Below are 21,298 nucleotides of genomic sequence, written 5' to 3'. Positions count from 1 at the left end.
AGCAGCCTAAAATATCGTTTTCTTTCTATATTTTAGGCTGCTTAGACGAAGGTAAAATCTTTATTCCTTACGTTTTAACACAATATGTTCGTTTTCTTCATCAATCTGTACATGATCATTTTCTTTTATTTTTCCGCCAATGATGTCTTTCGCTAATAATGTTTCAATCGTCTTTTGCAAAAATCTTCTAAGCGGTCTTGCTCCAAATTTAGGGTCAAAGCCATTTTTCGCCACAAATTCTTTCGCTTTGTCTGTCATTTCAATGGTTATATGCTGATCAGTAAGCCGTCCTTGTAATTGATCAACAAGCTTTGAAACAATGTCCTTAATATTCGCTAATGTTAATGGCTTAAATAAGATAACCTCATCTATTCTGTTTAAAAACTCTGGTCTAAAATGACCATTTAATTGTGCCATTACTCCATCTCTAATTTCTTTGGGAATCTCATTTGCATCTCCAGTTTCTAATAATAAATGGGAACCAATATTAGATGTCATAATAATTACGGTATTTTTAAAATCGACCGTCCTACCCCTTGAATCTGTTATTCTTCCATCATCAAGAACTTGAAGCAAAATATTGAATACCTCTGGATGAGCTTTTTCCACCTCGTCTAAAAGAACAACAGAGTAAGGCTTTCTTCTAATTGCTTCTGTTAACTGACCGCCCTCTTCATACCCTATATATCCAGGAGGAGCTCCAATTAAACGAGATACGGCATGTTTCTCCATATACTCAGACATATCAATACGAATCATTTGTTCCTCACTATCAAATAGGGTTGCTGCTAATGTTTTAGCTAGTTCTGTTTTCCCAACCCCGGTAGGTCCTAAAAATAAGAAGGAACCAATTGGTCTATTCGGATCCTTTATTCCAGCTCTTGCTCTTAATACAGCATCACTAACTAGCTCAACTGCCTCTGATTGCCCAACCACTCTTTCTTGCAGAATTGCTTCTAAACGTAAAAGCTTTTCTCGTTCTTTCTCTACTAATTTGGAGACAGGAATACCAGTCCATCTGGCAACAATATTAGCGATTTCTTCTTCGGTAACTTCTTCTCGAAGAAGACGATTTTCCTGCTCTTGTTTCGCTTGACCTTCCATTTCTTTAATTTCTTTCTCTAATTTTGGAATACTTCCATGTCTTAACTCAGCCGCTTTATTTAAATCATAGTTATTTTCTGCATCCTCTAACTCTCTCTTTTTCCGTTCGAGCTGTTCTTTTTTCTCCTGAATGGATTGCAAAGCATCTTTTTCATGTTGCCATTTAGCCTTTAATGCATTCGAACTTTCTCTTAAATTCGCTAGTTCTTTTGCAATAATAGCCAATCTCTCTTTACTTTGGATATCTTCTTCCCCATGTAATGCGGCTTCTTCAATTTCGAGCTGCATAATTTTTCTTGTCAGCTCATCAATTTCAATCGGCATGGAGTCTATCTCGGTACGAATCATCGCACATGCTTCATCAATTAAATCAATTGCTTTGTCTGGCAAGAAACGTTCTGTTATATACCGATCAGATAAAGTAGCCGCTGCAATGATAGATCGATCTTGAATATTAACACCATGATGGATTTCAAATCTTTCTTTTAGCCCTCTTAAAATAGCAATTGTATCTTCTACTGTTGGCTCCGATACAAGAACCTGCTGAAAACGACGCTCCAGTGCAGGATCTTTTTCAATATACTGGCGATGTTCATCTAATGTTGTAGCACCAATACAATGAAGTTCCCCTCTTGCCAGCATCGGTTTAAGCATATTCCCTGCATCCATTGCTCCATCTGTTTTGCCTGCCCCAACTATCGTATGCAATTCATCAATAAATAAAACGATACGTCCATCGCTATTTTTCACTTCCTGTAAAACAGCCTTTAGACGCTCCTCAAATTCCCCTCTAAATTTTGCTCCTGCCACTAATGCTCCCATATCTAAAGAAAATATCGTTTTATCCTTTAATCCTTCAGGTACATCTTTTCGGACAATTCGTTGTGCCAGCCCTTCCACAATAGCTGTTTTACCCACACCTGGTTCACCAATTAAGACGGGATTATTTTTAGTTTTTCTTGATAAAATTCGAATGACATTCCGGATTTCATTATCTCGCCCAATTACTGGGTCAAGCTTCCCCAGCTTTACTTCATCCACGAGATCTCTGCCATATTTACTAAGTACTTCATATGTTGCTTCTGGATTCTTGCTAGTCACTTTCTGTGTCCCCCTTATCTCTTTTATTGCTTTTTTCATTTCTTCAAATGGAATACCCTCTTTTTTGAATATCGTTCCTACCGTTGATTTTTCTATTTTATATGTGGCGAGAATTAGATGCTCTACGGACAAATACTCATCTTCCCATGCAAGCATCTCTTCTTCTGCTTTCGTTAAAAGCTGTTGCAAACCAGCTGTTATATAGACTGCTCCCTGTTCGGAACCACTTAAGGATACTTGTGGCTTTTTCTGTAATTCTTTTGTTAATTTATCCAAAATCCTATTCGGTTCTATTTGTAGTTTTTGTAGTATAGAAGTCAATAAATTATCTTGCTGATGAAGAATAGCCAAAAACAAATGGATATCATCTATTTCTTGATGACTTTCCTTTATTGCAAGGGATTGTGCTTCTGTTATTGCTAACTGGACTCTTTCTGTCATCTGTTCTACATTCATTTTACAAGACTCCTTTTGACCTTTTTTGACCTTTGATTTTATTATAGTATATTTTATCCATATGTAAAGGGATCTCTCTTATACAAAGAGTAATGTTCAACATAATGATATCTCAATGGAGATATTTATCATGAAGCTGACTCTTTAAGAGAAATCCCTTTTATTAAAACTGTTTTACTGTTTTGTGATATAAATCAACCTAATCTCAACAAGAGAAATCCCATATTAAGGTTTTCTTTGGTATGTCCACAATCGATTATGGTTAGATGTTTCTGGAAAGCGATCTCCTGCTTTCATTTTTAACTTTTGAGGATTATTTATGTTGCTTCCTGTTTCACCGATCTCTATATATAAGCCATTGTTTGGTGCCTTTTGCCCTGGACGAAACTGTCTATTTTGACCCAAAATAAACTCCTCCTTTAGCTATCCTTTACCAATTCAGAAGTTAAGTAAACATGAACATAAATACGTTTTACTTAACTGGTTATTATTATTACCCTTTTTGGCATGAACATTACGGAAAATAATAACTGGTAAGCGCAAATACTTTTTCATTATTGGAGCATGCTATACATGGATAAGTAAGCAACATAAAAAAGCTGCTAACGAACACTACATTTGTTAACAGCTTTTAAATAATTTACTTTTCTTTTTACCATTTATTTTAATATTTCAACTAAAAGTGCTTTTTGAGCGTGCAATCTATTTCCTGCCTGTTGAAAGACATATGAATGATTCCCGTCAATAATTTCTGTTGTTACTTCTTCTTCTCGATGGGCTGGTAAACAGTGTAAGAAGATATAATCCGCTTTTGCATGCTTCACTAAGTCTGCATTAATTTGAAAGCCTTGGAAATCCTTTAAACGCTGTTCGTTTTCCGCTTCCTGTCCCATGCTGGTCCATACATCCGAGTATATGGCATCTGCTTGGTGGACAGCTTCCACTGGATCATTTGTAAGGACAATCTCACTGCCGCTTGCTTCAGCAAAAGAATAAGCTAATTCTGCCACTTTTGTATCTACTTCATAATTTTTCGGTGTAGCAACGGAAATATCAATCCCTACCTTTGAGCATGCTACTAGCAAGGAATGGGCAACATTATTTCCATCACCAATATAGGCAAGCTTTAAACCTTTTAAAGTCCCTTTCACTTCTAATATCGTAAGCAGGTCTGCTAATGCCTGGCAAGGATGATACAAATCCGTTAACCCATTAATCACTGGGATTGTTGCATGCTCTGCTAATTCTTCCACAATTGAGTGAGAAAATGTACGAATCATAATCCCATCCACATATTGTGATAGAACTTTTGCGGTATCAGAAATAGTTTCTCCTCTTCCGATTTGGAGGTCACGACTATTTAGATAAAGGGCATGACCTCCTAGCTGATGCATGCCTGCTTCAAAGGATACTCTTGTTCTTGTAGATGATTTCTCAAAAATCATTCCCAATGTTTTCCCTTGAAGAGGAGCAAATAATTCTCCATTCAAGTGCGCTTCCTTTATTGTCTTTGCCTTATCGAGTAATTCAAGAATCGTTTCTTTTGAATAATCAGCTAATGTTAATAAATCTTTTCCCTTTAAATTTAAATCGGATGCGATCATCATACCGTACTCACTCCTTTTTTTATCTCTTCATGCCATTCCTGAATGGAATGAACAGTTAATTCGTTCTCTTTGAAAGAGGTAATAAATGCCTCTAAGCTTTCCTTTTGTGTAAAAGTAATTATCCGATTTCTTGTAGCTAATTCACGAGATAATTTATCTTCTTTTAAATTTGTTGGATTGTAAAAAGCAACTGTTCTCTTATCCTTTAATAACGATTCAACCGTATTATTATCAGCCATTTTTACAGAAAGCTGTACCTGTTCAGCCACTTTATAAATCGCCTCTAAGTCTTCTGTCGTTTTTACAACTACTTTCATTTCATGTTTCGGCATTTTCTTTAAGGTAGGATGAAAGACTTTTTTCAAAGCCTTTTCAACAGTGGAAGCAAGTGCAATCCCCTCGCCTGTTGAACGCATTTCTGGTCCTACTTTAGAATCTAAGCCCTTTAAAGCATAATTGGAATAAACAGGGTACTTGACACAAGTAAATTTAATATCATCGGTAAACGTCTTTTCTTCTTCAGTGAAAGCATATTTCCCAAGCAATATTTTTGTCGCAATTTGTACTAGTGGCACCCCAGTTACTTTACTTACAATCGGAACGGTGCGACTGGCACGAGGATTAACTTCAAGCACATAAACCTCTTCGTTATTAATAATATATTGGATATTCATTAACCCTTTATAACCTGTATGTCTTACAATTTTTTTAGCATAAGTAATCATTTTTTCTTTTATGTTTAACGATAAATTTCTAGCAGGTAATAATGATAGACTATCGCCTGAATGTACTCCTGTTTTCTCAATATGCTCCATAATAGTTGGAACACAAATATCGACTCCATCAGTGGCCAAATCCAATTCTGCCTCAGATGCCTCCATAAATTGATCAACAAGCACTGGATATGGTACATCTGTTTGCAAATATAATTGTAATGCATCTTCATCATTAATACGTTCCATTCCTTTGCCGCCAATAACGTAAGATGGACGGATTAGAACTGGAAAACCTATTTTCTGCACTGATTGTATAATCTGCGCTTCACTTTCCGCTATATCTCCTTGAATATGCGGTATATCTTCTTCTTCTAAAAGCTTATAAAATAAATCCCGATCTTCTAACACATCAATGGTACTGCTGTTTGATCCCAGAATACGAACACCGTATGCTTCTAGCTCTTTTGCAACATTAAGTGCTGTTTGACCACCTAATTGTACAATGACATCCTTGATTCCCTCTGATTCGATAACATTCATAATATCCTCTACTACTAATGGTTCAAAATACAGGCGGTCTGCAGTAGCAAAATCAGTACTGACGGTCTCAGGATTGTTATTAATAATAATCGTTTCAATTCCTTCTTCTTTTAAAGCAAATACTCCATGAACAGAGCAATAATCAAATTCTATTCCTTGCCCAATTCTTATTGGTCCACTACCAATAACAAGCACTTTTCGTTTATCACTTTTATTTTGTTCATTATCTCCATAGTAGCTGGAATAATAATAATTTGTCTTTGCTTCAAACTCAGCCGCACATGTATCCACCATTTTATAAATAGGGAGCACAGCAAATTGTTTACGTTTTGCTCGAATCTCTTTTTCAGAGCAATTCCAAGCACTGGCTAAAAAGGCATCACTAAACCCTTTTTCTTTCCACTTCCATAACTCCTTTTTTGTTACTGTTTGGAGCGAAGAATGGATTATTTCTTTTTCCATATCTATTAATCTTTTAAAATTATGCAGGAAAAACAAGTCGATTTTTGTTATATCATGGATTTTAGTAACTGACTCTGACTTTCTAATAAGTTCGAGAATGACAAAAAATCTTTCATCTGTTTGTTCGAGCATTTTTGCATATAACGCTTCAACAGACATCTCGTTTAATCCAGGTAACGTTAAATCGTTCCCTTTTATTTCAAGGGAGCGAATTGCTTTTAATAAAGCCCGCTCCATATTCCGATCTATTCCCATTACTTCTCCTGTTGCCTTCATTTGTGTTCCTAGTTTTCTTGATACAGCAGGAAATTTATCAAATGGCCATTTAGGAATCTTAACAACTACATAATCTAATGCTGGTTCAAAACTTGCAAATGTATCGCCGGTAACCGGATTTATCAGTTCATTTAGCGTGTAACCAACTGCCAATTTTGCAGCCATTCTTGCAATCGGATAGCCAGTAGCTTTAGAAGCTAAGGCAGATGATCTGCTTACTCTTGGATTTACTTCAATTAAATAATATTTCTTGCTGTTCGGGTCTAATGCAAATTGGATATTGCATCCGCCAATTATTCCTAATGCAGAAATGATTTTAATAGAAGCAGAACGAAGCATTTGATATTCTACATCTGTCAATGTTTGAGATGGAGCAATAACAATGCTGTCACCAGTGTGGATTCCAACTGGATCGATGTTTTCCATATTGCAAATGGTAATACATGTATTCATGCTATCTCGCATTACCTCATATTCTACTTCCTTAAAGCCAGCAATACTTCTTTCCACTAAGCATTGACCAATTGCGCTTTCTTTCAAGCCACCAGTTACAAGATTAGTGAAATCTTCCATATTTTCAGCAATGCCGCCACCTGTTCCGCCTAGCGTATAGGCAGGGCGTACAATGATAGGGAAACCTATTTCATTGGCAAAGTCTACAGCTTCTTCTACTTTATGAACAATTTTGCTTTCTGGTACTGGCTCATTTAAGTGATACATTAATTCTCTAAACGCTTCTCTATCTTCTCCTTTTTTAATCGATTCGATAGAGCTTCCCAGTAATTTCACTTGATACTTTTCTAAAATGCCTTGTTCACTAAGTTGAAATGCAAGATTTAATCCTGTTTGGCCCCCTAAAGTTGCAAGGATTCCATCAGGCTTTTCTTTTTGAATAATCATTTCTAATACATCTACTGTCAATGGTTCGAAATATATCGAATCTGCAAATGTTTCATCTGTCATGATTGTAGCTGGATTATTATTAACAAGTATGACTTTATATCCTTCTTCCTTTAAAGCCATGCATGCTTGTGTACCAGCATAATCAAATTCTGCTGCCTGACCAATTACAATTGGTCCTGATCCTATTACAAGTATAGTATTTATCGTCGTGTCTTTAGGCATATGCAAAAACTCTCCCATTATTTGCTTTAACGTCTTCTATAAATTCATCAAATACATAACAACCTTCAGAAGGTCCTGGATTCGCCTCTGGATGAAACTGAACAGTTTGCAATGGATACATGCTATGAGACAGTCCCTCTACCGATCCATCGTGAAGATTATAAAATCTTGCTTCACAGCCAGTAGCAGTTAAACTTTCTTCTTTCACTACATAGCTATGATTTTGTGAGGACATAATCACCCTCTTTTTCTTTCGATCCATTACAGGATGATTGGCTCCTCTATGTCCAAATGATAGTTTAGTTGTTTCTGCCCCAAGTGCTAATGCTGCAAGCTGATGCCCTAAGCATATACCAAGTGTTGGATAATGCGTAATCAACGCTTTAATGGTTGGCAAAATCCCCTCTAATTCCTTCGGGTCCCCTGGTCCATTGGAAAGAAGAATTCCATCAGGTTGTAATGATTTAATACTTGTAAATTCTGTATTATATGGTACTACCGTCACTTTACATTCACGTTCTAATAATGCCGTTAACATGCTTTCTTTTTTTCCGAAATCAACGAGGACAATATGATATTCTCCCTGTCCATATGTTTTAAAATTCTTATCTGAAACTTTTGCTACTTTTCCATCTTCCTTTAAAGAAAAGGTATTACTAGTAATCTCTTTTTCTGCAGTCATAACTGCAGGCATGGAACCCGATTGTCTTATATTTTTGACAATCGATCGAGTATCCACATGTGTAAGCATCGGTATATCCCATTTGTTCAAATAATCCTGTAGTGAATATTCAGCCTGATAATGATAAGCCTCGCTATTTGATTCATAAACAATAACACCCGCTACATGTGGCTGTTTGCTCTCAAAATCTTCCTTATTGATTCCATAATTTCCGATTAGCGGATACGTAAATACGATTATTTGATCCTTATACGAAGGGTCTGTTAATACTTCCTGATACCCAGTCATTCCAGTAAAAAATACGATTTCTCCCTTTACCTCTTTGACTTTTGCCTCTATTGCAAAATCGCCTTTATATTTCACACCATTGCTTAAGTGAAGATAACCTTCCATTGTGTTTACACCTCGATAATGAATGTATAGTTACTCTTTATTTCTTATAATTATACATTATCATGCAAAAAAATACATATTAGATTGTGATTTTCGCATGAATATTTAAATTTTTTTCTAATATCTCTAACGCTTTTTCGAAATCTTCTTGTAGAGTATTAAGACTTGGTAATAATCGTATAACCTTTTCTCCAGCATTTAAAACCATTAATCCTTCTTTTCTTAATTCTCCCAAAATCGAAGCTACTGGCATATCCAGTTCAATTCCAATCATTAATCCTAATCCACGAATATCCTTCACTAGTTGATTTCCAACTAGCTTTTCTTTTAGAACACTAATAATCCATTCACTTTTCTTTTGTACATCATCTAAAAAGGATTGCTGAAAGATGATTTCCATTGTTTTTACGGCTGCGGCCATTGCTAAAGGATTTCCTCCAAATGTTGTTCCATGACTACCTGGTCCGAAAAATTCTTTTAACTTTCCATCTGCAACAATAGCACCTGTTGGTATACCATTTGCCATCCCTTTTGCTAAACTGATAATATCTGGTTTAATTCCAAAATGCTGAAATGCAAAGGCTTTTCCTGTTCTACCAATCCCTGTTTGAATCTCATCAATGATTAGCAAAACGCCTTTTTCTTTGCAAAGTGCTTCTACTCCTTGTAAAAACTCTTTTGAAGCAACAAAAATTCCGCCTTCTCCTTGCACCACCTCAAGCATGACTGCTGCTACATCCTCTGTTAATAGCTGCTGTAAAGCTTCTAAATCATTAAAAGGAACATATTCAAATTTATCTAGCATTGGACCAAATCCCTGCTTGATTTTATCTTGACCCGTTGCGGACATTGTTGCAAATGTTCTTCCATGGAAGGATTGCATAAAAGTTAGAATTTTAGTTTTTCCCGTTGCCTTTCTTGCTAGCTTAATCGCTGCCTCATTTGCTTCTGCCCCACTATTTGCAAAGAAAACAAGATCTAATCCAGACGCATTTGTTAACAGTTCAGCTGCCTTCTCCTGCAATTCTATTGGAAAAAGATTAGAAACATGCCAAAACTTATTTAATTGTTGTTCTACAGACTGTTTTACTTCCGGATGGCAATGACCTAAATTACAAACACCTATCCCTGATGTAAAATCTAAATAAACGCCCCCATCCTTACTATATAAATAGCTTCCTTTAGCTGATTCTGGCTCAATTTCCCATTTTGAATAGGTTGGGAATAAATGACTCATTCTATAATCCCTTCTTTCACAACGATTTTTGTTCCAAGTAAGTCTTCCCCATCAAAAAATTGTTTTTTGCCTGATACAATCATTACACTATTTAAACCACTTTCTAATGCAGCTATGGCAGAAGTAACTTTTGGAATCATTCCACCACTAATCTGACCAGTTTCGATAAAATGATTAATTTCCTCCTGTGCCATTACTGATTGAAGCCTTCCATCTATTAAGATTCCCGCTACATCTGTAACAAAGAGACATTGTTCCGCATGTAAATACTTAGCTACTGCTGATGCCACATAATCTGCATTTATATTTAATTTCCTACCATCCTCTGTAATTCCTAAAGGTGTTATAACTGGGATTAAAGCTTCTTCTAATAAGGTGTAAATCAACCTTGCATTCACCTTTGAAACAGCCCCTACTAAGCCAAGCTTTTCTTCATCAATAATAGATGCATTTATACAATTATCGTCTGTCCCATTAAGACCAATACCATCTAAGCCGTTCTCCCTTAACAACTGAACCAACTTACGATTTGTTTTTCCAGACAGAACCATCTCTACAATTTCCAGTGCCTCTTCTGTTGTCTTACGAAGCCCATTATGAAATGTTGCTTTCACTTGAAAATAATCAAGCATCTCGTTAATGTCTGGACCGCCACCATGTACAAATACTAGCTGATAGCCATTAGCTTTTAGCCTTTTTAAACTAGTAAAAAATTCTGAAGTTAGTTGATCGATTACACTTCCCCCACATTTTATAACAATGGTTTTCATCGATTTCACCTCAGGTTCTGTAGCTAGCATTTATCTTGACATAATCATAAGATAAATCGCAGCCCCATGCTTTTCCTTCGCCATCTCCATTATGCAGATCTACAAATATCTGAATGAAATCCTGATTTAAGTAATTGATTGCCGCTTGCTCTGAAAAGGATTGTGGCTCACTTTCCTTGAGCATAATGATATCCCCAATCGCTATATCTACTCTTTCAGGATTTACTGAAGTTTTGGTTTGACCGATAGCAGTGATAATTCTTCCCCAGTTAGCATCTGACCCATAAATTGCGGTTTTTACTAAGTTGGATCCAACAATTTGTTTGGCAATAACACGTGCTTCATCGTCATTATTACTTCCTGAAACTTTTACCTCCACAAGCTTCGTTGCTCCTTCACCATCTTTTGCAATCTGCTTAGCAAGACTCTCACATGATGTAGCAAGCAGTTCCAAAAAGATTGGGTAATCAGGATGATCTTCTGTAAGTGATTCATTTTTCGCCATTCCATTTGCCATAATTAACACTGTATCATTTGTTGAGGTATCTCCATCCACTGTAATTTGATTAAAAGTGGTTGGAATAACTTTACTTAAAGCACCTTGTAGTACTTCAGACGAAATATTTATATCTGTCGTAATAAAGCCAAGCATTGTTGCCATATTAGGATGTATCATCCCCGATCCTTTTGCTGTTCCTCCCATTGTTACCGTAACCCCATTGATAGTAGCGGCAAAACAGCATTTCTTCATTACTGTATCAGTAGTAAGAATTGCCTCTTGAAAGGCTTCGGCATTTTTCAGCGTGGCATTAAAATCGAAGTTTTTAATGCCTTTTTCAATTTTATCCATTTGTAAATATTCACCAATTACACCTGTAGATGAAACAGCAACATATTCTTCCTTAATATGAAGATAGTCTGCCATCATTTTTCTCATTTGATAGGCATCCTTTAAGCCTTTCTCTCCTGTACATGCATTTGCACATGCACTATTAACTACCACTGCCTGTATTTGCTTTTCCTTTGCAATAGATTCTTGCGTTACTTTTAAAGGTGCAGCTTGAAAATGACTTGTTGTATATACGGCAGCACAATTTGCTGGAACTTCACTTATAATGGCGCCAATATCTTTTTTGTTATATCGAAGTCCTGCGTGCACACCAGCAGCTTTAAAGCCAATCGGAGTGACGATATTTCCATCTTTTATTACTTCAATATGTGATGAATGTTCATGAATATTGTTAATAACCTGCACGTAGGCTCCTCCTTATGGGTAAAGCGGAAGAAACTGTAATCCAGTTGTTTCTTCATAGCCATTCATCACATTTGCATTTTGAATGGCCTGACCCGCAGCCCCTTTCATTAAATTATCAATAACGGATACAATCGTTAACCTTCCTGTACGTTCATCCACATTTATTCCAATATCACAATAATTGGAACCTGTTACTTCTTTAATGGAAGGATAGGTATGAAGTGGTCTCACTCGCACAAAAGGACTATTCTTATACATTTCCATATATAAATCATGCAAATAATCATTTGTGACCATTTTATTTAATGTTGCGTATATAGTTGCCATTAGCCCCCTGCTTGTCGGCAGCAGATGAGTTGAAAAAGTAATAGCTTTCATCTCAGAATTCCATTCAGCTAATTGTTGCTCTATTTCGGGAATATGCTGATGTTGATTCACTTTATAAATTTTAAAATTTTCACTCATTTCAGCAAACATATTAGCCCTAGACGGACTCCTTCCCGCTCCCGATATACCAGATTTCGCATCAACAATGATACTATTTGGTAAAATCATATTTTCTTTCACTACTGGTGCTAATCCTAATAGAGTTGCAGTGGGATAGCATCCTGGGTTCGAAATTCTCTTACTAGAAGCTATATTTTCTTTATTCCATTCGGAAAGACCATATACAAAACTATTGACAAGTTCAGCTGAAACAGGTTCTTTTTGATACCATTTTTGATAATCATCTGTATTCCTTAATCGAAGATCCCCAGATAAATCGACCATTTGTATTTCTTTATCTACGAATTCTTGAACCAATCTTCCAGATACACCTGTAGGAGTAGCAAAAAAAACAATATCACATTCTTTTGCTATTTTTTCTGGATTAATTTGTTCTAATTTATTCTCCATAATATTAAATAAATGGGGATATTCATTCCATACTGGAACTTCATCTCTTGTTGTATGTACAGACTTAATTGTAAATAATGGATGGCTATGCAAAATTCTAATTAATTCCGCACCACCATAGCCAGTTGTACCAATTATAGCTGCCTTCATGACTTCCTCCTTCCGATTGAATAATTGTATATTTAATCATTTTTATTTATAATTATTAATCTAAGATTCTCTTATTATAAAAACTACTGCACATAAAATCAACACTTTTTCATAAAAGTAATAGTTTTCTTATTTTTCTGATAATAATATAGGTAATAGGTTAATGAATTTAATTAGATTGTTTGTGTGGAAAATTTTTAGATGAAGATTGTTGGAATATGTGTGGATCGTATATGCTATTTTGATTATTTCTTCTTTTGTTTGGATCATATCTGCTTATTTTCAATCCTTTCTCCTTTGCTTCGAACACTATATGCATTTCTGCCGGTATCCATTCTACTCGAGAAAATTCTAAGCCCTCTATCTTCATGGAAAAAACTTCACTTTAATCCATAAAGATAGAGAATTTCTTGATTCAACATCAACATCATATGAGGCATTTATCTAGTGGTGTCAGAAATTTTCACAAAAAGCTCATTTATAAATCTTCTACTACTATATAAACAGCTTTTACTGGCCCATGGACCCCAACAACTAAATCCATTTCAATATCAGCTGAGTTACTTGGTCCTGTAATATAGTTAATACAAGACGGAAGCACTTCTCCGTTTTGTACTTTTTCTCTTAAGATTTTTGCTGCCTGCGTCATTCGTGGGACAATCGTGCTTTTTGGAATAATAACCACACTGTTTATAGGTAAAAAACTGACCGTTCTTCCACGATTTTTTCCACTATAAACAACAACTGTACCTGATTCTGCTAAAGTCATTTCACTTATCGTAATTCCAATATTTGCTTTCTCTGCCTTTTCAATATTCTCTTTTCCTAATATTGGGTCCCACTCAAATACCTCGATTTCTTCTTTGGGTAGCTTTTCGTTAAATAATTCCTCGAGTCCATACTGTTGATATCGAACATCCTTCCAAGTAACAATATTTCCGCCACCATACTCTTTAATGAAATGATGCAGTGTATTGGTGAGTTCCTTTTGGGAAGTAATGACTAAATCTGTATGAATAAGCGTACATTGCGATTTTAAAACCTCAACCAGTTCATCCTTCGATGCCTCTTTAAGTACCTCTTCTTGTGGCTGATAGGCCCAACGAGGTTTTTCTAACTTCGTTTTTCTTTGTCTGCCTAATTTAGAAGCAATTGTTTCAAGAAAAGCTTCCCTGTTCTCGATTGTCCCTGTCATTTTTTATCTTCTCCTTTCTCTCGATTCTTGAACCAATCACGGAATCTTTCTTTATTTGGTGCAGGAAGATCGCGAATATCTGTCCATTCTTTTAACATGCCAACACCTTTTGTAATTTTATCGCCTTTTGCTAATGGCTTTGTCACTGCAGGAGCCATTTTAGATCCAATATTATATAGTTTTGGGGAAGATGCTCCAATACCAAAAGCTTTAAAAATCATTTTTTCAGAAATTGGTGCTTTTCCTTCCTTTTCGACAATTACTTGTCTATGCTTATGCAACAACTCATGTAGAGGAATTTTAACAGGACACGCATCTGTACATGCTCCGCAAAGAGTCGAAGCATACGGCAACTCCTTATACTCTTCATAGCCACCTAACAAAGGAGAAAGAACTGCCCCAATTGGTCCAGAGTATATGGAGCCGTATGAATGTCCACCAACCTGTCTGTATACAGGACAAACATTTACACATGCTGCACAACGTATACATTGCAGAACAGATTGGAACTCTCCGCCAAGTATATCCGAGCGGCCATTATCCACAATAACTAGATGAAAGTCCTCTGGTCCGTCCACATCTCCCTCTTCTCTTGGCCCAGTTAGTGTTGTTACATAACTCGTTAGCTTTTGCCCAACAGCACTTCTCGTTAACATCCCAACCAATACTTCCATTTCGGAAAAAGTAGGGACTATCCGTTCCATTCCCATTACAACGACTTGTGTTTTTGGGAGAGCTGCGACTAAGTCTGCATTTCCTTCATTCGTTACGAGCGTAATCGATCCTGTTTCTGCTACAGCAAAATTGCAGCCAGTAATCCCCATATCTGCTGTTAAGTACTCATTTCGAAGCACCTGTCTTGCATGCCATGCTAATTCTTCTGGCTTTTCCGTATTGGTGTAGTTTAGTTTTTTTGTAAACACATCACGGATTTGTTCTTTGTTTTTATGCAAGGCTGGAACAACGATATGGGAAGGGGGATCATGATCATCCACCTGCAAAATGTATTCTCCTAAATCCGTTTCAATAACCTCGCATCCAGCCTTCTCCAACTTTTGGTTTAAGGAGATTTCTTCTGTGACCATCGACTTTGCTTTTACTACTTTTTTCACCTTTTTTTCTACAGCTACTTGTTCAATATACTTACTTGCCTCTTCACCGGTTTTCGCAAAAAAGACGTGACCTCCACGCTTTGCTACCTGTTCACTTAGTTCAAATAGATAGTAATCTAGATTTTCTAATACATGCTGACGGATTTCCTCACCATGGGACCGCCATTCCTCCCAATTCCCCATTGCCTCTGTAACTGTGTTTTTTCTTGTCTGAATGGTTTGTTGCGCCTTTGATACAGCACCACGCATAAATTCATTTTCCAACTCTGTTGAAACTCTCTCTTTAAATTTTTGTGAGCTTGTTTTCATCGACATAGCTATTAAATCCCCCCATTTTATTCTCGACTATTTAATACCTCTGCTATATGTAAAGCTTTTATTGCTTTGCCCTTTCGATCCATTCTTCCTCCAATATTCATTAGACAGCCTGCATCTGCACTAACTAAATATTCAGCATTTGTTGATTCGACACAAGCGACTTTTTCATCCACCATCTGTTCTGAAATTTGCCCCATTTTCACCGAAAAAGTCCCCCCAAATCCGCAGCAATTCTCCTTTAATGGCAATTCGGTATATTCAACTCCACGAACATTTTTTAATAGTTTAATAGGAGCTTCCTTTACCCCTAGCAATCTTGTCATATGACAGGATGTATGATAGGTAACCTTCCCGTGAAATGTTGCCCCGACATCTTCTATTTTTAAGACATCTACAATAAACTGTGTTAATTCAAATGTCTTTGTGACAAGCTCTTTTGCGATTGGCTCCCAGACCGGATCCCCTTTGAAAATATGCTCATATTCATGAAACATATAGGCACAAGAACCAGACGGACAGACAATATATTCTGCATCCTGAAAGGTCTTCATCATTGTTTTCATCGCTTCCTTCGTTTCCTTTACATAGCCACTATTATAGGATGGCTGCCCACAGCATATTTGTGTTGTTGGAAAGTCTATTTCACATCCTAATCTTTCTAACAATTCAACTGTTGCTTTCCCAACATCACTTTGAAACATATCAACAAGACAAGTAGCAAATAATGTTACTTTCATTTCAAATCCCCTCTTTCTAGATATACACCATCATTTTCTAAAAGAATATGAACACTAATGAACAGGTCATCTGATGACTTAATAAGTTTTTAAAGCGATTTCAAAACTTTAAATAGTTCTAGTAAACGATTAAAACCAAACACCTATTATTTATGTCACTTCTCCTTTTTAGCAAAATATTTGATTAATATCTCTTCTACATTTTCTAAATGCTGAGTCATGGCACTAACTGCCTTTTCTGATTCTTGATGCAAAATAGCTTGATAGATAAGCAAATGTTCCTCATAAAGCTGAGTCATCGTTGTCTGCTTTGAATATAACCAAATTTGCCTTGTTTCTTTCATCGTTTCTTGCATGAGATCTGATACATTCATTAATAGATTTACGAGCAATGCATTATTTGTCGCTTTAGCTACAGACAGATGAAATTCCAAATCGGCCGCTTCCCCTAATTCCTCTCCTCCATTCGCAGCACTCATCTTATCTAATGCAGCTTTCATTTCTATTAAGTCTTGATTCGTGCGGTTTTCCGCAGCAGATTTTGCCGCTCCACTTTCAATCATTCTTCTTACTTCCAGTAAATTCATGACATCTTTCTTGTTCATAAGAACCGCTTGGGGAAAAGAAAATACTACTTCCTCTGGATGATATGTTTTTACAAATGTTCCTTCCCCTTGCTTCAGTTCAATTAACCCCTTTGCCTTTAAGGCTGTCAGCGCTTCTCTCATTGCGGAACGACTAACTTGAAAGTTGTCAGCTAATTGCTGAACAGAGGCTAATTTTTCGCCAGACTTCAATTGTCCTTTTTTTATTGCTTCGTACAGAGCATCTGCTACTTCTTCGTATATTTTTTTCGGTTTTATTTGCTTAAATTCCATCTATTCACCTCCTTTAAATAAAAAATTTCCCTTCAGCTAGTTCTTACCCTCGCACTGTTAATTCCAGGGCCATTCAGAGCCTTCTTCCTCTTCCAATAAAAGAACATTTACACGCTCCCCCTTTTGATAACCTGTAGAATTGCTAGGAAGGATCGTTAATGCATTAGCAAAGGCAAGACTTGTTACAATATTCGATTTATCTACACCACTTGGTACGGTATGTAATCCATCCTCTTTCCAACTAACTGTACTACGGAAAAAACGAGTAAAAGCATTGGCTGTCAAAAAATCCTCTCCTAATATTGCAGGTGCAGATTGTAAATGCGGTTTGGAAGAAAAGAGATATCTTCTAATGATTGGTTTTGTAAAAATTTCAAATCCAACATAGCAAGCTGATGGATTCCCTGATAAGCCATATAAAAGTTTGCCATCTAAATGAGCAACCGTTGTCACACTTCCAGGTCTCATCGCAACTTTGTTAAAAAGCACTTCAGCTCCCAGTTCTTTGTAAATAGCTGGAAGCAAATCATAGTCACCAACCGAAACTCCACCGGTTGTAATTAATATGTCTACCGATGCAAGTTTTTCCTTCATCGCTTCATAGCTTACTGTAAATACATCTTGTAATTTTCCAAAATAGACAGGTATTGCTCCTGCTCTTTCTATTTGCGCCATTATCATATAGGCATTACTATTTCTGATTTTACCTTTTTCTAACTGTTCATCTACTTCTAATAATTCCGTTCCCGTAGCAAATATTCCAATAATCGGCTTTTTAGCAACTGGAACTTTCTCGTAACCAAAAGTAGCTAGAAGCGCCATAATGCCTGGGTTAATTTTTGTTCCTTTTTCTACAAGAACTTTCCCTTTTTTTACATCTTCTCCTTGAAAAGAAAGATTCGTTCCTTTCCCCACTTCATGATCGATTATAATATAAGGCTGATCATTTTCTCTGCCCTCTTTAACGACCTCAAACATTACTACTGCATCACAATCACTAGGTAGCATTGCACCTGTCATAATTCTGACAGCCTCATATTCTCCAATTCTTTTTTGACAAACTTGACCAGCACCTATTTCATCAATGACTGATAATGTAATTGGCTTTTCCTTGCTTGCCCCTTTTAAATCAACAGAGCGTATGGCAAACCCATCATATGCAGACCGATCAAAGGAAGGGACATCATGATTCGCTACAATATCTTCACATAAAAACCTTCCATTGCATTCATAAATGGAGACTTCCTCTTTTTTCCCCTCTTTTGCAAATTTCATTACTCTCATTACAGCTTCCTTTACAGAAATCGGAATTCTTCTTTCTACCACTATTATCACCTTTGATACGTATTTATTAATGGAATAAAAATCAGCCACCAATATAAGACATTTCGATTTTTTTTCGTAGCTTTGCCGTTTCTTCTGTTCTTTCATCTGAATACCTGTCTGTTCGTTGTCGCCAAATATTCTTGATAAAAGCAGACAAAGCTGAATCATCTGCGCCTTCTCTAATAAAGTCCCGAATACTATGCCCTTTTTCATTAAACAGGCATGTATATAAATAACCATTAGCAGATAGCCTTGCTCTTGTGCAGCTTGTGCAAAAGGATTCAGAAACGGAAGTAATAAAACCGACAAGCACATCGGAATCTTTATATTGATACTTTTTGGCAACTTCTCCAAAGTAATCGGCCTCTACCGGCTCTAAGTCAAAACTTTCTTGCAATTGCCTATAGATTTCTTTCTTTGTAATAACATCCTTCATCTTCCATCCATTTGTGCTACCAACATCCATGTATTCAATAAATCGAAGCTCTAATTCATTTTCTTTGCAATAGGTGGCCATCGGAATTATTTCTGAATCATTCAACCCTTTTTTTACTACCATGTTTATTTTAATTCCTAAGCCAGCTTTTTTAGCTGCTTCTATTCCTTTTTTAACAGGAGTGACGCCTACATTTCTGCCATTCATAGCCCCAAATAATTCATCATTCATACTATCCAAGCTAATATTTACTCGCTTGAGACCAGCCTTTTTTAAATCATTCGCATATTTTGGAAGAAAAATCCCGTTCGTAGTTAAAGCAATATCATGAACACCCTCTAATTGAACAAGCCTTTCAATTAGCAAAGGCAAATCCTTTCGTAACAATGGCTCTCCGCCAGTTAATCTAATTTTTTCGACACCTAACTGAACAAACTGTTTTGCAATTCTTTCTATCTCATCAAAAGTTAATAATTCACTTGGAGGAAGAAAGGGATAATCTGGACCAAAAATTTCTTTAGGCATGCAATATTGACACCGTAAATTACAGCGATCAATAACACTGATGCGCAAATCTCTTAGTGGTCTATCTAGCTGATCCTTCATATTCAATCTCACTCCTTCTTACTAAACGTTCACAAAAATTTCACTTTTAACTATCATACCACTTTTCATAATATACAGTATATTAAAAATAAAGAAAAAAAGAAGGTTTCCCTTCTTCTTAATACGAGCTACTTATCTCACGCCTAAGGCGATTTTTGCATATCTTGACATTCTATCTTTCGTCCAAGCTGGAGACCAGACAATATTTACTTCTGTATCACTTACTTCTGGAATGTCGGTTAAGGCTGCTTTTACTTGATCAACAATAACACCTGCAAGTGGGCATCCCATTGCTGTTAACGTCATCGTTACCACCAATAGACCATCTTCTTTAAGCTCCAAATCGTAAACTAAACCTAAGTTTACAATATCGACACCAAGTTCTGGATCGATTACAAGCTCCAGTGCACCCATTATACTATCTTTTAGTTCTTCATTCATGTGAAGGCACCCCTTATATTTATTTATGGTCAAGCATATTTCCTATTTTCTTCAAGAGAAATTTTATCTTTATAATAACACTATAACAAATAATGATGTCTAGAAAAAAGGATTTGAATCACTCTTTTTACAATCCAGCTTCTAAATGTTTTTCAAACCATTCCACTGTTTTCAGCATAGCACTTCTACTTACTTTATGACCTGTATTTTCTTCCGAAAGATATACTAATCGATCGGGTACTTCCTCATACAGTGGCTTTATATGTTCATAAAACTGATGAGAATAGGAATATGGTACAACTTCATCCTTCTTCCCATGCCAGAACATCAGAGGACGATGCTGTAAAGCTTCTGGTGCCTTGCTTAAATCCAGTTCTTCTAATTGCCTAATTAGCTCCTCGATTTCCCTCTCACTAAGCGGCAGCTCATAGCCTCTTTTTTTCACTTCAGAAATGGTATAGTGAGCAAATTTCTCATAATATGGCATTCCCATCAAACTCACAGCAGTATTAATCCACGGATACTTTTTTAATGCACCTAATGTAACAATCCCGCCCATACTTGTTCCAACAATACCTATATACTTTTCATCAATAAGTTCTTTCTTGCTAAAATAATTTTTTATCTCTTCCATTTCATCAATCGTTTTCATCACAATTTGCCAGAAATTCATCGATAATTCCATAGAGGATAATCCCTGCTCTCGATCTCCGTGATATAAACAATCAGGGAGAACAACGCGAAATCCCTTCTCTGCTAAGTGATAGGCAAAATGGAGATTATGCTCCTTTGCACTGGTAAAGCCGTGTGTAAATTGAATATATGGTCGTTTTTGATCATAGTGGTCTTTTTTTACAATATGCAAAACTGGAATTTCTTCTATATGTAATTTTTCAACCAGAATCATCTCTCGCCCCTCCTTTTTGGAAAAAATAAATAATTCATGTACAATAAAGTGAAACTTTCATCAGTGGGATGCCTTCCCCCACTGATGATTAGTTGAACCAATCGGACCTTTACGGACAGTTCTTCTCCCATTAACCTCTTCGCATTCTCCTACTGCTTAAAGGGGAGAGTTACTGTCCGTTAAGAGTGGGATAAAGTGAAACTTTCATCAGTGGGATGCCTTCCCCCACTGATGATTAGTTGAACCAATCGGACCTTTACGGACAGTTCTTCTCCCATTAACCTCTTCGCATTCTCCTACTGCTTAAAGGGGAGAGTTACTGTCCGTTAAGAGTGGGATAAAGTGAAACTTTCATCAGTGGGATGCCTTCCCCCACTGATGATTAGTTGAACCAATCGGACCTTTACGGACAGTTCTTCTCCCATTAACCTCTTCGCATTCTCCTACTGCTTAAAGGGGAGAGTTACTGTCCGTTAAGAGTGGGATAAAGTGAAACTTTCATCAGTGGGATGCCTTCCCCCACTGATGATTAGTTGAACCAATCGGACCTTTACGGACAGTTCTTCTCCCA

The 21,298-nt window shown here is 36.5% G+C and carries 17 protein-coding genes; all 17 read right to left on the bottom strand.

Features of this window, described 5'->3' with window-relative positions; translation table 11 throughout:
• Positions 1-60 precede the first annotated feature (60 nt).
• Positions 61-2,661 carry an ATP-dependent chaperone ClpB gene (clpB, locus tag ACTNDN_RS14945; protein WP_284561066.1) on the bottom strand — a complete coding sequence of 867 codons (2,601 nt, stop codon included), beginning with the start codon at positions 2,659-2,661 and terminating at the stop codon, positions 61-63.
• A 225-nt stretch (positions 2,662-2,886) separates the two neighbouring features.
• Entirely contained in the window at positions 2,887-3,066 is a 180-nt protein-coding gene (locus tag ACTNDN_RS14940; protein ID WP_251628601.1) for a YjzC family protein, read from the bottom strand.
• A gap of 254 nt (positions 3,067-3,320) precedes the next feature.
• Complete coding sequence (gene argF / locus ACTNDN_RS14935) at positions 3,321-4,268, bottom strand: ornithine carbamoyltransferase (RefSeq protein ID WP_396953883.1); 948 nt, start codon at positions 4,266-4,268, stop codon at positions 3,321-3,323.
• Complete coding sequence (locus tag ACTNDN_RS14930; RefSeq protein ID WP_441131376.1) at positions 4,265-7,387, bottom strand: carbamoyl phosphate synthase large subunit; 3,123 nt, start codon at positions 7,385-7,387, stop codon at positions 4,265-4,267. The genes argF and ACTNDN_RS14930 overlap by 4 nt, the downstream gene beginning before the upstream one ends.
• Entirely contained in the window at positions 7,380-8,462 is a 1,083-nt protein-coding gene (locus ACTNDN_RS14925) for a carbamoyl phosphate synthase small subunit (protein WP_031538197.1), read from the bottom strand. Before ACTNDN_RS14925 ends, ACTNDN_RS14930 begins: the two co-directional genes overlap by 8 nt.
• 79 nt (positions 8,463-8,541) lie before the next feature.
• Positions 8,542-9,699, bottom strand: coding sequence for an acetylornithine transaminase (locus ACTNDN_RS14920; protein WP_251628597.1), 1,158 nt, complete (start codon positions 9,697-9,699; stop codon positions 8,542-8,544).
• Positions 9,696-10,469 (bottom strand): acetylglutamate kinase, encoded by a 774-nt coding sequence (gene argB, locus ACTNDN_RS14915; protein ID WP_031538194.1) that lies wholly within the window; start codon positions 10,467-10,469, stop codon positions 9,696-9,698. The genes ACTNDN_RS14920 and argB overlap by 4 nt, the downstream gene beginning before the upstream one ends.
• A 10-nt stretch (positions 10,470-10,479) precedes the next feature.
• A complete protein-coding gene (gene argJ, locus ACTNDN_RS14910; RefSeq protein ID WP_031538193.1) occupies positions 10,480-11,724 on the bottom strand; it encodes a bifunctional ornithine acetyltransferase/N-acetylglutamate synthase in 1,245 nt (414 codons plus the stop codon).
• Positions 11,725-11,736: 12 nt separating this feature from the next.
• On the bottom strand, positions 11,737-12,771 hold the full coding sequence (gene argC / locus ACTNDN_RS14905) for an N-acetyl-gamma-glutamyl-phosphate reductase (RefSeq protein ID WP_031538192.1): 1,035 nt from the start codon (positions 12,769-12,771) through the stop codon (positions 11,737-11,739).
• 478 nt (positions 12,772-13,249) lie between these two features.
• Entirely contained in the window at positions 13,250-13,966 is a 717-nt protein-coding gene (locus ACTNDN_RS14900; protein WP_031538188.1) for a LutC/YkgG family protein, read from the bottom strand.
• Positions 13,963-15,393, bottom strand: coding sequence for a LutB/LldF family L-lactate oxidation iron-sulfur protein (locus ACTNDN_RS14895; protein WP_284561069.1), 1,431 nt, complete (start codon positions 15,391-15,393; stop codon positions 13,963-13,965). The genes ACTNDN_RS14900 and ACTNDN_RS14895 overlap by 4 nt, the downstream gene beginning before the upstream one ends.
• A 20-nt stretch (positions 15,394-15,413) precedes the next feature.
• Entirely contained in the window at positions 15,414-16,133 is a 720-nt protein-coding gene (locus ACTNDN_RS14890) for a (Fe-S)-binding protein (protein WP_284561070.1), read from the bottom strand.
• Positions 16,134-16,288: 155 nt separating this feature from the next.
• Complete coding sequence (locus ACTNDN_RS14885) at positions 16,289-17,011, bottom strand: FadR/GntR family transcriptional regulator (protein WP_284561071.1); 723 nt, start codon at positions 17,009-17,011, stop codon at positions 16,289-16,291.
• Between the two features lie 57 nt (positions 17,012-17,068).
• Positions 17,069-18,337, bottom strand: a complete 1,269-nt coding sequence (locus ACTNDN_RS14880) for a molybdopterin molybdotransferase MoeA (protein WP_441131381.1) — start codon at positions 18,335-18,337, stop codon at positions 17,069-17,071.
• A gap of 40 nt (positions 18,338-18,377) precedes the next feature.
• Positions 18,378-19,391, bottom strand: a complete 1,014-nt coding sequence (gene moaA / locus ACTNDN_RS14875) for a GTP 3',8-cyclase MoaA (protein WP_441131375.1) — start codon at positions 19,389-19,391, stop codon at positions 18,378-18,380.
• A gap of 120 nt (positions 19,392-19,511) precedes the next feature.
• Positions 19,512-19,820, bottom strand: a complete 309-nt coding sequence (locus ACTNDN_RS14870) for a metal-sulfur cluster assembly factor (RefSeq protein WP_031538181.1) — start codon at positions 19,818-19,820, stop codon at positions 19,512-19,514.
• A 127-nt stretch (positions 19,821-19,947) separates the two neighbouring features.
• Positions 19,948-20,727: an alpha/beta fold hydrolase gene (locus ACTNDN_RS14865; RefSeq protein ID WP_284561074.1), complete on the bottom strand. Its 780-nt coding sequence runs from the start codon at positions 20,725-20,727 to the stop codon at positions 19,948-19,950.
• Positions 20,728-21,298 lie beyond the last annotated feature (571 nt).

It is taken from the genome of Niallia sp. HCP3S3_B10 (assembly GCF_052064465.1).
Lineage (GTDB): Bacteria > Bacillota > Bacilli > Bacillales > Cytobacillaceae > Niallia > Niallia hominis.
The sequence above is the reverse complement of the archived record's forward strand: the minus strand, read 5'-3'. Positions and strand labels throughout refer to the sequence as shown.